Consider the following 14,150-nt stretch of genomic DNA (forward strand, 5'->3'; position numbering starts at 1 on the left):
AATAATATTACTATTTATGACCTGTCTTTAACGTTTTGCACCAATATTTGTTTGAGAAATCGAACACAGATGCACACAGATACACACAGATGGATTATCCGTGTGTATTTATGTATCTATTGGTGTTCGCTTTCTCTAAAACAGTTGAAATCTTGCCAACAGATACGTGATTTTTAATTTCCTACGATGCTACCTGAGCAGCTGTGCGAGTCCGCCGTCTTCTACCATCGGCAACTTTTACAGGCGGTTCATCAGGAATTTGCATCAGCAATGTCAGTGATGGTTGACATTGCAATTCACGACGAATGGAACGTGCTAGTTCCCGTTCTAATACTTCTTGCAATCCACCCCAGTCTACTTCTGGTTGATCACTCTCGAAACCTTGGGCAAATTCTGACCAACGCACACTGAGGATTTCTTCAATTCGCTGTTTTACCCATTTTTGGAGGAGCGATCGCTCGATACTTGTGACTACACCGCGTAGGTGAATTTCTGGTTTTACCATCAGTTTGCCAGTCCAATCTATTGCTGCGGCAATGGTAACAATACCTTCTTCTGCCATTTTCTGCCGTTCTTGCAAGACTTTGGCGCTGACCATACCAGAACTAGAAGTATCTACTAGTTCTAAACCAGATGGGACTTTTCCAACAGCACGAATTGATTCTTCTGTCAACTCTACAATATCACCATTCTGGATAATCACCATGTTCTCGGCGGGAACACCCATACTCTGGGCTGTTTCGGCGTGCTTCACCAACATCCGATGTTCACCATGAACTGGTAAGAAGAACTTGGGACGAGTTAAGGCTAGCATGAGTTTTTGGTCTTCTTGACAACCGTGACCGGAAACGTGAATGCCTTTTTCCCGCCCGTAGACTACATTTGCGCCCTGCATCATCAATTTATCGATGACGTTGACAACAGCGATCGTATTGCCAGGAATTGGGTTAGCAGAAAATACGACTGTGTCTCCTGGGCGAATTTTGATGTGGGGGTGTTCTTTGTTAGCAATGCGTGTCATGGCTGACATCGGTTCGCCTTGAGAACCTGTTGTCAGAATCAATACGCTTTCATCTGGAAGATTGCGGATGGAATTTAAAGGCTGAAGCAAATCGTCATTACACTTGATGTAACCAAGATTGCGGGCATGGGCAATCAAATTCAGCATCGAACGTCCAACGACTGTAACAACACGGTTATGCTTCTGTGCTAACTGCAAAATCATGTTGATGCGGTGGACGCTAGAGGCAAAGGTGGTTACAAACAGTCGTCCTGGTGCTTGGGAAAAAACCCGATCTAGATTAGGAAAAACTGAGCTTTCTGAAGGCGTGAATCCAGGTACCTCAGAATTAGTCGAATCACTCATCAAACACAGAACACCTTTTTCCCCATGTTCGGCTAAGCGTTGGATATCAAACCGTTCACCATCTACAGGTGTATGGTCAAATTTGAAGTCTCCTGTGTGGATCAGGACACCAAGTGGGGTATGAATAGCGACAGTGAAACTGTCAGCAATAGAGTGGGTATTGCGAATATATTCTACAAAGAAATGTTTGCCAATTCGCACCACATCACGGGGAAGGACACTTCTTAATTCTGTGCGATCCCGTACTCCTGCTTCTTCCAATTTACCCTCTAACATAGCCATAGCTAGACGAGGGCCATAAATTACAGGAATTTCAAATTGCTTTAGATGAAAGGCAATACCACCGATATGGTCTTCATGACCGTGGGTAACAATCATGCCTTTGATTTTATGGCGATTTTCCCGCACGTAAGTCATGTCTGGCAGAACAATATTGACTCCGTGCATCCCATCTGTGGGAAACGCCAACCCTGCATCTAAGAGGACAATTTCATCTTCGTACTCAAAAACACAAGTGTTTTTACCAATTTCATGTAAGCCACCCAATGGAATAATTTTGAGGGCGGAATTAGTTTCGTTTTTAGTCATTGTCTCCTGAGATTGTTTTGTAGTTAGAATATGAGAATTTAGCGGTCTTTGAAGACAGTTCAAAATATCTGTCTATTAAAAGTTCAGCGAGAAGGTAGTTGAGTGTGGCACAAAGAAATTAAGTCACGAATTGACAATTTTTAAAGTTTTATAAAATGAACTTTTTTCCTCCAACATAGCCGCCTTCTGCCTTCTTGTAGTCCTGTTTTTATGAGCTTCTTTATTGCTTAGATATTTTTGATAAAAATAACTTTACACCAAAGAGTTTATTAGTAACTTTTCTGTAGTGGCATAGGGTTTTTATATGCCACGCTGTCAAAATTACTGGGAATTTTTATTAACTTCTTCTAATGTATCTTTGAGTGTCAAAGTAGGTTAGATGCCAGTTTTATTAGAGAAGATTAAGTTCCTTCATCACAACTTCCAACTTTTGAGTAACTTTTGCGTCAGCTTCGCACAAAGGCGGACGCGTTGAACCAACTTGCCAGTTTTGAAGTTGTAATGCTTTTTTTACTGGAATGGGATTTGTGGTTACAAACAAAGCTTTAAATATGGGGAAAAGCCGCAAATGAATGTCAATAGCGACCTGAATTTGACCCGAATTAAAGGCTTGAATCATCTGTTGTAGTTCGTTGCCTACAAGATGAGAAGCTACACTAACTACACCCTTAGCGCCGACTGCTAACAATGGCAAAGTTAAAGAATCATCTCCAGAGTAAATCTGAAATTCTTTTGGTGTCAAGCGACGGATTTCACTTGCTTGATCCAGATTTCCGCTTGCTTCTTTTATACCAACAATATTTTTAATTTCAGCTAACCGAGCAACTGTTTCGGGACTGATGTTTTGACCAGTACGACCGGGTACATTGTATAACAAAATGGGTAAGTCACCAGAAGCTTGGGCTATGGCTTGAAAATGTTGGTAAAGTCCCTCTTGCGGTGGCTTATTGTAGTACGGAACAACTTGTAAAGCACCGTGTACTCCTATTTTAGCTGCTTTTTGAGTAGCGGCGATCGCTTCTTTGGTGGAATTGGAACCGCATCCTGCCATTACAAGTGCTTTTCCTGCTACCGCTTCTAACACAACGGAAAATAGCTGATATTCTTCCTCCCAACTTAATGTAGGAGATTCTCCAGTTGTGCCGCACACCACCACTGTATCAGTACCGTTATTTGCTAGATTTTCTGCTAGTTTTGCTGCTACATCATAGTTAACACTACCGTCTTCTTTAAACGGCGTAATCATTGCGGTTAAAACTCTACCAAAATCTACCACCCTATTTTTACTCCTGATTTTTTGTTTTTGTGTTTTGGTGGTTCTTTATTGTCATAACCTATTTGCAAATTACTTTCAAGGGTAGATTGTTGTTTGTTGGTTGTTGGTTGTTGTTTGGTTACCAATTACCAATTATCAATTACCCATTACCCATTCACCAATGAAGGAATTGGTTTAAGTAAACTTTTTTCTACTAATAATTCCGCAATTTGTACAGCATTCAATCCAGCTCCTTTGCGGATTTGATCACCACATAACCATAGTTCCAAACCGCAAGGATGGGAAATATCCTGACGTATTCTGCCTACTAAAACTTCATCACGTCCTGTGGCATCAAATGGCATGGGAAAGTAATTTTTCTGCCAATCTTCCACCAATTTTATACCACGAGATTTACTTAAAATTTCTCTGGCTTCATCTGGGCTAAATGGGGTTTCAAATTCTAGATTAATCGCTTCTGAGTGAGCGCGCAGTACGGGAACCCGTACACAAGTAGCAGTAATTCTTATCTGTTGATCACCGAAGATTTTCCGTGTTTCATTGACCATTTTCATTTCTTCTTCGCAGTATCCCCAATCATTTAATGGGGAATTGTGCGGAAATAAATTGAAAGCCAAAGGATAAGGAAAGACTTCCGCAGTTGGTTGTTTGCCCTCTAAAATAGCCCTAGCTTGAGCTTGGACTTCTGCCATTGCTTTTGCACCCGCACCACTGGCAGATTGATATGTAGCTGCAACAATGCGTTTGATCGGTTTGATTTGGTGTAGAGGCCACACTGCTACCGCCATTAAAATTGTGGTGCAGTTGGGGTTAGCAATAATACCTTTGTGGTTTGCTGCTGCTTGGGGGTTAACCTCAGGAATAACTAAAGGTACTTCTTCCTTCATGCGAAAGGCACTGGAATTATCGATGACAACTGCACCTTTTTCTGTGGCTATCGGCGCCCAAGTTTTGGAGGTGGAACCTCCAGCACTCGCTAGTACTATATCGACATTTTCAAAGGCGCGATCGCTAACTGGCTCTACTAATAAATCTTCTCCTTTGAACGCTAGTCTTTGCCCTGCACTACGTTCTGATGCTAATAACTTTAATTCTGAAACCGGGAAATTACGACTTTCTAATAATTCCAACAACTCCCTGCCGACAGCACCAGTCGCACCCAAAATAGCTACACAATAGGAATTAGACAAACTGGCTTCCTCCTTGAAGTTTCTTCTTGTAATTTTTTGAGTCAATTTACGATTTACGCATATATTAAAACTACAGGCTCTTAATGATTTTACGGATATTTAATGATTTACCTTAATAAAGTTTATTTATTAATTTAATACATTTATTTTTTACTGTTACAAAACCTATATTGTACTTTACAACAATTAATAACTATTAATTATTTTAATAATTTATAGAGAATATATTATACAGCAAGATCCCAATTTAGAGATAGTCACTTTATTATGGCTTGGTTTTAGCTGAGCAAAATGATTCTAGGCAGTGATTATTAAAAAATATGACTCTTCCTACACCCTTATACCCTTACTCTCCTACATCCCTTTTCCCAGACAGAAAGCCAGCCTAAATCACAAATGTACTATGATCCAAATGGATAAAAACCAGCGGCGACATTGGTGCAGTCAAACAACCATCATGCTGCTACGGGTATAGATACATAAACTTATTTGCGCTAAAGTGTCAAGAGCTTTCGCATTAGCAGTAAACTGGATCTCTGTTCATCAACATAGGTCTAATAAAGCTGATCAAGCCTTGTGGGTAGATTTCCTGCCAATGAGGAACAGCCCAGCAAACGAGAAGTTTGACATCTGTTGTAGAAGCAATAAGTAAAAAAATAGTAGCAGAAAGCAAATAGAGACTAAAGCATGAAAGTTACCCAGGAAAAACTTCCCTCCAGTCAAATCGGTCTGGAAATAGAGATTACACCAGAAAAAACCAAGCAAACCTACGAACAAGTCATCCAAAATTTAAGCCGTTCTGCCAACATTCCTGGGTTTCGTAAAGGCAAGGTGCCACGGCAGATACTGCTACAGCGCCTGGGAACAACTCGAATTAAGGCAGCAGCGCTAGAAGAACTTATTCAAGATGGCATTACAGAAGCCGTTAAACAAGAAGATATCAAGGCGATCGGGCAACCACAATTACGTTCATCGTTTGATGACTTGATTAATAATTATGAACCGGGTAAACCCTTGACTTTTTCGGCTGCTGTTGATGTGCCACCAGAAGTCAAGTTGAATCAGTACACTGATTTACATATCAAAGCTGAAGAAATCACCTACGACCCCGCAAAAGTGGATCAAGTCCTGGAAAATGAACGCCAACAAATGGCGACATTGATTCCTGTGGAAGGACGTCCAGCACAGTTAGGTGATATTGCCGTAGTTGATTTTAAAGGCGTACTAGCAAAAGCTGAAGGTGAAGACGAAGCAGCAGAACCTGAAGCAATACCTGGCGGCGAAGCCACTGATTTTCAAGTAGAGTTACAGGAAGACAAGTTTATTCCTGGTTTTGTCACAGGCATAGTGGGAATGAACCCCACAGAAACCAAGGAAATTTCTGCAACTTTTCCAGACCCCTATGCCAATGAAGACTTAGCTGGCAAACCAGCGATTTTTACCGTAACGCTCAAAGAAATCAAAGAAAAAGAACTGCCAGAGTTGAATGATGACTTCGCCAAAGACATCAGTGATCATGAGACTTTGGCTGAATTACGCACTTCTTTAGAAGAGAAATTCCAAAAAGAAGCCGAACAAAAAACTAAACAGAACAAGCAGGAAGCCCTGTTGAATGAACTGCTCAAGCATGTAGAAATTGACTTGCCAGAAACAATGATTGAACGGGAAGTCGATAACATGCTCACACAAACAGCTATGCGTATAGCACAGCAAGGTCTAGATGTCAAGAGATTTTTTACTGCCGATGTGATTCCGCAATTACGTCAGCGTTCTCGTGATGAAGCGATAGAACGCCTTAAGCGGACCCTAGCCCTGGAAGAAATCGGCAAACGCGAGTCTATCCAAGTCACAGATGAAGAGGTCGCCACCAAAGTCAAAGAACTCTCTGAACAGTTATCTGGGCAAGATTATGACCCAGACCGACTGCAAGAATACGTCAAAGACGAACTGCTGACTGAAAAAACTATCGATTGGCTGCTGGAACATGCAACAGTTGAACTCGTACCCGAAGGTTCTTTGAGTGCAAAAGAAGAATCGCCAGCCTCAGCAACAGCCGAAAGCGAGGAACAGACTACCCCAGATGTTGAGGAAATAGCACAAGAGACTGCTCCGGCACAAGAGGCAGAATAAATTTGGGAATAGGGGATCAGGCATTAGGGATTGGGAATAAGTGTTTATTCTCCCCCTTGTCCTCGTCTCCCTTCCCTTATCCCCTATCCCCTATCACCTATATTCATACTGTATTCACACGATAAGAAATTATATGAGGCATAATGGTTAACACATACCTAAAATAAAAAACCATTCGCTCATCATAGGCAGCATACGCTGTCTCACCCACTGTTAAATTAAAAGTCAAACATTTGTCTGTATGCTTGTATCGCAGTCGGGGAATTACCCAATTAGCAGTTTGAGTCCTTTTGAAGTTCGCGCCCAGAACGGCCCAAGCAACATCGTGCCGATGGTGGTAGAGCAGTCTGGCATGGGAGAGCGGGCTTTTGATATCTACTCCCGCCTATTGCGAGAAAGGATTATTTTCTTGGGAACGCCAATAGATGATACCGTTGCCAACTCCATCGTCGCTCAGTTACTGTTCCTAGACGCTGAAGATCCAGAAAAAGATATTCAGCTATACATTAATTCTCCAGGTGGCTCAGTATATGCGGGCATGGCAATATATGATACAATCCAGCAAATTCGCCCGGATGTTGTGACCATTTGCTTTGGATTAGCCGCAAGCATGGGAGCATTTTTACTAGCAGCAGGAACTGCGGGTAAACGTATGTCTTTACCTGATTCGCGGATTATGATTCACCAACCCCTTGGTGGCGCTCAAGGGCAAGCAATTGACATAGAAATTCAAGCCAGGGAAATTCTTTACATAAAGGGGAAGTTGAATCAGTTACTAGCACACCATACTGGTCAACCATTAGAAAGAATAGAAGCTGATACTGACCGGGACTTTTTCATGTCGGCTGAAGAAGCCAAAAATTATGGCTTGATCGATCAGGTCATCACCAGGCAAAATCTTCCCGCAGCAGGGGAAAACGTCACCATTCTGAAATAAGAGGCTGGTATGTCTAAGTACGACTCCCATTTAAAATGTTCGTTTTGTGGTAAGTCTCAGGAGCAGGTGCGTAAATTAATCGCTGGACCGGGAGTCTATATCTGCGATGAATGCGTTGACTTGTGTAATGAAATCCTAGATGAAGAGTTGCTTGACACAAATAGTGCTGCGTCGCAACCAGCACAACGGTCAGAAGCTCCTCAAAAACGCCGTGCCCGCTCCACCAGTCTCTCGTTCAATCAAATCCCCAAACCCCGAGAGATTAAAAAGTATCTAGACGAACATGTAATCGGGCAAGAGGAAGCCAAAAAAGTACTATCAGTAGCAGTTTACAATCACTACAAGCGCCTGGCACTCGTTCAGTCTAAAAACAATGGCAAAGGAGCAACTGATGATGCCGTTGAGCTACAAAAGTCCAACATTCTGTTGATTGGACCTACAGGTTGTGGCAAAACTCTTCTTGCCCAAACTCTGGCAAAAATTCTGGATGTACCCTTTGCTGTTGCTGACGCTACTACCCTAACAGAAGCAGGGTATGTGGGTGAAGATGTGGAAAATATTTTGTTGCGACTGCTGCAAGTAGCAGATTTGGATGTCGAAGAAGCGCAACGGGGAATTATCTACATCGACGAAATCGATAAAATTGCTCGCAAGAGTGAAAATCCCTCAATTACACGGGATGTGTCTGGTGAAGGCGTACAGCAAGCTTTGCTGAAAATGCTAGAAGGGACAGTTGCTAACGTACCCCCCCAAGGTGGACGTAAGCACCCCTACCAAGACTGCATCCAGATTGACACTAGCAATATCTTGTTCATCTGTGGTGGTGCTTTTGTTGGCTTAGAGAAAGTTGTAGAGCAGAGAACTGGCAAAAAGTCAATAGGCTTTGTACAACCGGGAGAAGGTCAAACAAAAGAAAAGCGTGCCGCAGACACTCTGCGGCATTTAGAACCAGATGATCTAGTCAAATTTGGCATGATTCCTGAATTTATTGGGCGTGTGCCAATGGTGGCAGTGGTAGATCCGCTGGATGAAGAAGCACTGATGGCGATATTGACTCAACCACGTAGTGCCTTAGTCAAGCAATACCAAAAACTGCTGAAGATGGATAACGTCCAGTTAGAATTTAAACCGGAAGCTTTACGAGCGATCGCTCAAGAAGCCTACCGTCGTAAAACTGGTGCAAGGGCGCTGCGGGGTATTGTCGAAGAGCTTATGCTGGAAGTAATGTATGAGTTACCATCTCGCAAAGACGTCACTCGCTGTACAGTCACGCGGGAAATGGTAGAGAAGCGTTCCACTGCTGAGCTATTAGTGCATCCTTCTTCCCTACCCAAGCCAGAATCAGCATAAACTAGATAGATATGGGGACACGGCGACAAGGTGACATCGGGATAGAACATTCTAACTCTTCCCATCTTTCCACTGCCCCCAAGTTCCCCACCTCTGACTACTCCTCACCACCTCCTCTTGGAGATGTCTTACATTAATGTCCGTGGCGTAGAGCATTATTACGAGTGGATACGAAAACCATCCATTGTTTCTCAACCTAAACCAGTGATGGTTTTTGTACACGGTTGGGCTGGTTCCGCTAGGTACTGGCAAAGTACTGCAACAGCTTTATTGGAACAATTTGATTGTCTGCTTTATGATTTACGGGGGTTCGGACGTTCCCGTGGTAAGCCGACTGCTTTTACTAAAGCTAGTGAAGCCGTTGTTGAGTCCGATTCTCCCGTGGAAGAATCACAAGCACTTACACAATTAACCTACGAATTAGAAGAATACGCCCATGACTTAGCAGCGCTGTTGAATGGATTACAAATTCAACGCGCTTACATTCATGCGCATTCTATGGGCGCTTCTATCGCTACTCTATTTCTCAACCGCTACCCAGAACAAGTAGAAAAAGCAATTCTCACCTGTAGTGGGGTTTTTGAGTACGATGAAAAAGCCTTTGCAGCCTTTCATAAATTTGGTAGCTACGTAGTCAAATTCCGTCCCCAATGGTTAGCAAAAATACCGTTAGTAGATAGGATGTTTATAGCAAGATTTTTGCATAGCCCCATACCAGCAGCAGAAAGGCGTGCTTTCTTACAAGATTTTCTCCTCGCTGATTACCAAGCAGCTTTAGGCACAATTTTTACTTCTGTCAGTAAAGCTGCTGCTGAATTAATGCCCCAGGAGTTTACCAAGATCACTGTGCCGACGCTGCTCGTGTCAGGAGAATATGACAAAATTATTCCTGCCCAGATGGGGCGTCAAGCGGCAAGCCTGAATCAGGCAGTTGAGTATGTGATGATTCCCAACACAGCCCATTTTCCGATGTTGGAAGATGCACCAACTTACCTGCAACGGGTGCGAGAATTTTTGTCAATGGTCAATGGTCAATAGTCATTTTATGTGTTGGTTGTTGTTTGTTGGTAGTTGGTTGGAACAAACAACAAACAACAAACAACCATTAACCCAATCCTAATTCTCTTTTGAGCAAATTAATCGATGTAGTACCGATATAATTTTCACCACACATGAGTTTGGGTGGACGAATAATATCTTCAACACAGTTGTGTAAAGCTGCTTGTGCCGCAGCAAAACTAGGTTTGTCTGTACTAAAAATTACCTGCGCCCGCTTGACCATTGCTTGAAGTTTGTAACTATCTTTTGGTTGGGAAGTCATCACGAGTATTTCATCTCCACGTAGACCGTGGAGAATAACTTCTGCGGCTCGAAGCCAGCCAGAACTTAAACTGACTATACCAATGCAGCTGTCTTTTGGTAGGTTTTTCAAAAGATTGAACTCTTTAGCGTAGTCTTGGATATCCAAGGGAATCACCCGCACCGCTTTAGGTGCTGCAATTACTTCTACTTCACCGATAAAATACCGACTGGTGACAACTGTAGCAGAGGAAGTTTTATCAAGTACAGCAGGTAATTCTTCCATTGTGACTAGCTGTACTGGTATTTTGAGGCTTTGTTCTAATTCATACACCATTAATTCTCCAGCACCAATATCACCGGCAGGAACCGCTACCAACACTCGTGCGCTACAACGCAAGCGCCAGTCTATTTCCGCCAAAAATATCTCTCGTGCTTGATTGAGGGAACAGCCGTGAGATAGCAACTCATCAAGTGCTTGTTGGACAACCTTGTATGCTTGGGGATTTTCTTTGAGAATCGGTGATTGCAGTTTACTACCACCTTCATGGCCTTGGGCGCGGACGTAAATACCTGAACCAGCAAGACTTTCTACCAGTCCGTCATCTTCGAGTTGGCGGTAAACCTTGCTAATGGTATTACGGTGTAGCCCAGTTTGCATAGCCAGCGCCCGTGTACTCGGCAATTTATAACCAGGGGGATATTGCCGAGATGCGATCGCAAACCTAATTTGATTAAACAGTTGAGTAGATGCGGGAATTTCACTGTCTGGCTGAATACGGAACTGAATCATCACCGAGCCTCCAAAGGTGCTGGTATAAGAAGGCAGCTATGCCGAAGGCAGAAAGCAGAAAGCTACAAAGCTTATATAGTTTGTTTTTATAGCCTTTTTAACTGCATAGTTATTTTTGCCACACTGCATTAGAGCATACTGTAACCAGCTACAAATTTTACTTGTTAAATATTCTATTTATATATTCAAATTATTCGAGAGAAATTTATTGCAGTAGTTGATAATTTGATTTGGGATAGCCTAGAGATACTTGCATAGGTATATCTAAAATAATACATAGTACTGGTAAAAATTGTTATGGCACGAGCAATCGATACCGCAACAGTTAATCTTTCACAAGCGGATTTGGAAATAGCTGCTTACTTAGCCCAGCCTCAAGAACCAGGTTCTTACCCGGGAATTATAGTATTGCAGGAGATTTTTGGTGTTAACTCCCACATCCGCGAGGTTACAGAACGTATCGCTCGTGAAGGTTATGTAGCGATCGCACCGGCACTGTTTCACCGTGTCGCCCCTGGTTTTGAAACAGGTTACACACCAGCAGATATAGAAGTGGGTAGAAAATACGCTTGGGAACAAAGCCAAGCGTCGGAATTATTAAGGGATATTCAGAGTGCGATCAACTACCTAAAAACTCTACCGCACGTAAAAAAAGATGGTTTCGGCTGTATAGGTTTCTGTTTTGGTGGTCATGTCGCCTATCTAGCAGCCACCCTGCCAGATATTAAAGCAACTGCTTCCTTCTACGGCGCACGCATTACTAACGCCACACCAGGAGGCGGCGATCCCACCATTACCCGTACAAAAGACATTCCAGGCACTCTCTATGCTTTCTTTGGCATGGAAGACGCTAGCATTCCTGCTGAACAGGTAGATCAAATTGAAGCAGAGTTAGAAAAATATAAAATTCCTCATCGCGTGTTTCGCTACGATGGAGCTGATCACGGATTTTTCTGTGACCAACGTGGCAGCTATAATCCTAAAGCTACCGCCGATGCTTGGGAACAGGTAAAACAACTGTTTGCACAGCAATTACAAAAATAGTCAATTGTCGATTGTCAATTGTCAATTGTCAAAATCATGAAAAATTCTGGACTATGGACAATTGACTCTGGACTCTAGACTAAATTCGCAATTTGTCTTCACAATCATGAATTCTGAAACTAAACTTTCTCAAAAAGCCAATTCATCCTTTTCACTAGATGATTTTGCCAAAGCACTGGAAAAACACGACTACCAATTCCAAAAAGGGCAGGTAGTACATGGAAAAGTATTCCAGTTAGATCCAGATGGCGCTTATGTGGATATTGGTGGCAAATCGTCTGCCTTTATTCCTCGTGAAGAGGCTGCTTTGAGAAATGTCACAGATTTATCTGAGGTGCTGCCGCTAAATGAGGAATTAGAATTTTTAATCATTCGCGAACAAGACGCCGAAGGTCAAGTCACTCTCTCGCGGCGACAGTTGGAAATTAAACACATTTGGGAACGATTAGCCCAAATGCGGGAAAATTCTCAGACAGTAGAAGTACGGGTATTAAATGTTAATAAAGGTGGTGTTACTGTTGATCTGCAAGGTTTACGGGGTTTTATTCCGCGATCGCACCTGCTAGAACGTGATAATTTAGAATCTCTCAAAGGACAAACTCTGACTGTTAGTTTTTTAGAAATTGATCGCAATAACAAAAAACTTATACTTTCCCAGCGTTTGGCGACTCGTTCCGCTAGCTTCAGTACCTTTGAACTAGGCCAGTTGGTAGAAGGGAAAATTAGTGGTATCAGACCTTTTGGTGTATTTGTAGATATAGATGGTGTTAGTGCCCTACTCCACATCAAGCAGATAACTCAAAAATTCATTGACAATCTGGAAAAAGTATTCCAAGTTGGTCAGTCAATTAAAGCTGTAATTATTGACTTAGATGAAGGGAAAAATCGGGTTGCCCTTTCCACCAAAGTCTTAGAAAACTTCCCTGGTGAAGTCTTGGAGAATATGGACGAAGTGATGGCAACTGCCGAAGCACGTGCAGAAAGAGCCAGGAAGAAGATTACTGAATAATATTTGTTGATGGTTGATGGTTGGTTGTTGATGGTTGGTTGTTGATGGTTGGTTGTTGATGGTTGGTTGTTGATGGTTGGTTGTTGATGGTTGGTTGTTGATGGTTGGTTGTTGATGGTTGGTTGTTGATGGTTGGTTGTTGATGGTTGGTTGTTGATGGTTGGTTGTTGGTTGTTCAAACAACTAACAACTAACAACTAACAACTAACAACTAACAACTAACAACTAACAACTAACAACTCTTTTCGTAATGTCTGCAAACTTTCTTCATTAAATGCAAATTTAATTGACTCTACTAAATCACGCCAACTTTGCAGTGCAGGTTCTCCTGGCGCTTGCCAAAATTCCTCAGCAAAAAACTCTGTCCACCATTTAGGAGCTTGCTTTCTGCATTCAGGGTTTAACTGCTTTCGCCAACGCCTGCGCCATTTGGCCCTTTCTGCTTGGGTTGGTGGGCGGACTCCCACAATTGGCGGAAAATCTGCATAACTGACAAACTTACTCACACCCTTGGCATGGACGTAAACCATGTAGCGCCAGCATTCTACAACATAAATACTTTCTGGCTTGAGATTGAACATCAAGCAAACAGCTTCTTCTGTGACAAATCTGGCTAATGGGTTGATGGTTAGCGATTTGTGGACAATTTTTGATTCACGGATGACAATCGCTTTTGGTGTGGGTAATGATAACATATAGACAAATCCTTTTGAGATGGATACATCCAAATCCCTTCGTGGATAACTTTTTACGGATGCTGTATCCGTTGGAAAAAGAGATTTCATTGAATGCGAACGCGATCGCCCTTCAGTTTCCTACGCCGGGGGGAGATCGTTTTTTAATTTAAAGTGTAATAATTAAACGATAGAATTTCATCGTTTGTCAAGATTAAGATGGGGCTGATTAGGCTACGGATTAGGGAATTTGCAGGTGAAAAAGGTTGGACGTTAAAAGATGTCTCTGACCGTTCGGGAGTAGCCTATAGTTCAGTGAGAGCCTACGCGCGATCGCCAGGTTTGGCAATGGTAGATTTTACCTCAATTTTGAAAATGGCGCGTGCATTGGATGTGATGATAGAAGACTTAGTTGAAGTAGTAGAAGAGTAGTTTAGTATTAGATGCGATCGCGAATTTTTTCTTTGATATTCAGCATTCGATTAATGGGGCTG

General features: G+C 42.4%; 12 protein-coding genes. 7 read left to right on the forward strand and 5 right to left on the reverse strand.

Annotation, left to right across the window (positions count from 1 at the left end; genetic code table 11):
• Positions 1 to 181 precede the first annotated feature (181 nt).
• The 3 genes from UYI_RS0107665 to UYI_RS0107680 all read right to left on the reverse strand — a co-directional run bounded on the left by UYI_RS0107665 (position 182) and on the right by UYI_RS0107680 (position 4,420).
• Positions 182 to 1,954: a ribonuclease J gene (locus UYI_RS0107665; protein WP_016866094.1), complete on the reverse strand. Its 1,773-nt coding sequence runs from the start codon at positions 1,952 to 1,954 to the stop codon at positions 182 to 184.
• Positions 1,955 to 2,345: 391 nt separating this feature from the next.
• Positions 2,346 to 3,230 carry a 4-hydroxy-tetrahydrodipicolinate synthase gene (gene dapA, locus UYI_RS0107670; RefSeq protein WP_016866095.1) on the reverse strand — a complete coding sequence of 295 codons (885 nt, stop codon included), beginning with the start codon at positions 3,228 to 3,230 and terminating at the stop codon, positions 2,346 to 2,348.
• Between the two features lie 146 nt (positions 3,231 to 3,376).
• The gene (locus UYI_RS0107680; RefSeq protein WP_016866097.1) at positions 3,377 to 4,420 is read right to left on the reverse strand and encodes an aspartate-semialdehyde dehydrogenase; all 1,044 of its coding nucleotides are present in this window, start codon (positions 4,418 to 4,420) and stop codon (positions 3,377 to 3,379) included.
• 687 nt (positions 4,421 to 5,107) lie between these two features.
• Between UYI_RS0107680 and tig the strand changes: the two genes are divergently transcribed.
• The 4 genes from tig (at position 5,108) to UYI_RS0107700 (ending at position 9,875) form a co-directional block, all read left to right on the forward strand.
• Positions 5,108 to 6,550: a trigger factor gene (gene tig / locus UYI_RS0107685; protein ID WP_016866098.1), complete on the forward strand. Its 1,443-nt coding sequence runs from the start codon at positions 5,108 to 5,110 to the stop codon at positions 6,548 to 6,550.
• Positions 6,551 to 6,791: 241 nt separating this feature from the next.
• On the forward strand, positions 6,792 to 7,487 hold the full coding sequence (gene clpP / locus UYI_RS0107690) for an ATP-dependent Clp endopeptidase proteolytic subunit ClpP (RefSeq protein ID WP_026085810.1): 696 nt from the start codon (positions 6,792 to 6,794) through the stop codon (positions 7,485 to 7,487).
• A 9-nt stretch (positions 7,488 to 7,496) separates the two neighbouring features.
• A complete protein-coding gene (gene clpX / locus UYI_RS0107695; RefSeq protein WP_026085811.1) occupies positions 7,497 to 8,837 on the forward strand; it encodes an ATP-dependent protease ATP-binding subunit ClpX in 1,341 nt (446 codons plus the stop codon).
• Between the two features lie 123 nt (positions 8,838 to 8,960).
• On the forward strand, positions 8,961 to 9,875 hold the full coding sequence (locus UYI_RS0107700; RefSeq protein WP_016866101.1) for an alpha/beta fold hydrolase: 915 nt from the start codon (positions 8,961 to 8,963) through the stop codon (positions 9,873 to 9,875).
• 67 nt (positions 9,876 to 9,942) lie between these two features.
• Here the strand turns inward: UYI_RS0107700 and UYI_RS0107705 are convergent, their stop codons facing one another.
• Positions 9,943 to 10,929 (reverse strand): GntR family transcriptional regulator, encoded by a 987-nt coding sequence (locus UYI_RS0107705; RefSeq protein ID WP_009457963.1) that lies wholly within the window; start codon positions 10,927 to 10,929, stop codon positions 9,943 to 9,945.
• Positions 10,930 to 11,226: 297 nt separating this feature from the next.
• On the opposite strand from UYI_RS0107705, the gene UYI_RS0107710 reads away from it, so the two are divergent.
• Together UYI_RS0107710 and UYI_RS0107715 are read left to right on the forward strand one after the other, a co-directional pair.
• The gene (locus tag UYI_RS0107710; protein WP_016866102.1) at positions 11,227 to 11,973 is read left to right on the forward strand and encodes a dienelactone hydrolase family protein; all 747 of its coding nucleotides are present in this window, start codon (positions 11,227 to 11,229) and stop codon (positions 11,971 to 11,973) included.
• Positions 11,974 to 12,079: 106 nt separating this feature from the next.
• Positions 12,080 to 12,982: a S1 RNA-binding domain-containing protein gene (locus tag UYI_RS0107715; RefSeq protein WP_016866103.1), complete on the forward strand. Its 903-nt coding sequence runs from the start codon at positions 12,080 to 12,082 to the stop codon at positions 12,980 to 12,982.
• 218 nt (positions 12,983 to 13,200) lie between these two features.
• On the opposite strand, the gene UYI_RS0107720 is transcribed toward UYI_RS0107715, so the two are convergent.
• Positions 13,201 to 13,677, reverse strand: a complete 477-nt coding sequence (locus UYI_RS0107720; protein WP_026085812.1) for a hypothetical protein — start codon at positions 13,675 to 13,677, stop codon at positions 13,201 to 13,203.
• Between the two features lie 198 nt (positions 13,678 to 13,875).
• On the opposite strand from UYI_RS0107720, the gene UYI_RS0107725 reads away from it, so the two are divergent.
• Positions 13,876 to 14,088 carry a helix-turn-helix domain-containing protein gene (locus UYI_RS0107725; RefSeq protein WP_009457959.1) on the forward strand — a complete coding sequence of 71 codons (213 nt, stop codon included), beginning with the start codon at positions 13,876 to 13,878 and terminating at the stop codon, positions 14,086 to 14,088.
• Positions 14,089 to 14,150: the final 62 nt, after the last annotated feature.

It is taken from the genome of Fischerella muscicola PCC 7414, from assembly GCF_000317205.1.
Taxonomy (GTDB): Bacteria; Cyanobacteriota; Cyanobacteriia; order Cyanobacteriales; family Nostocaceae; genus Fischerella; species Fischerella muscicola.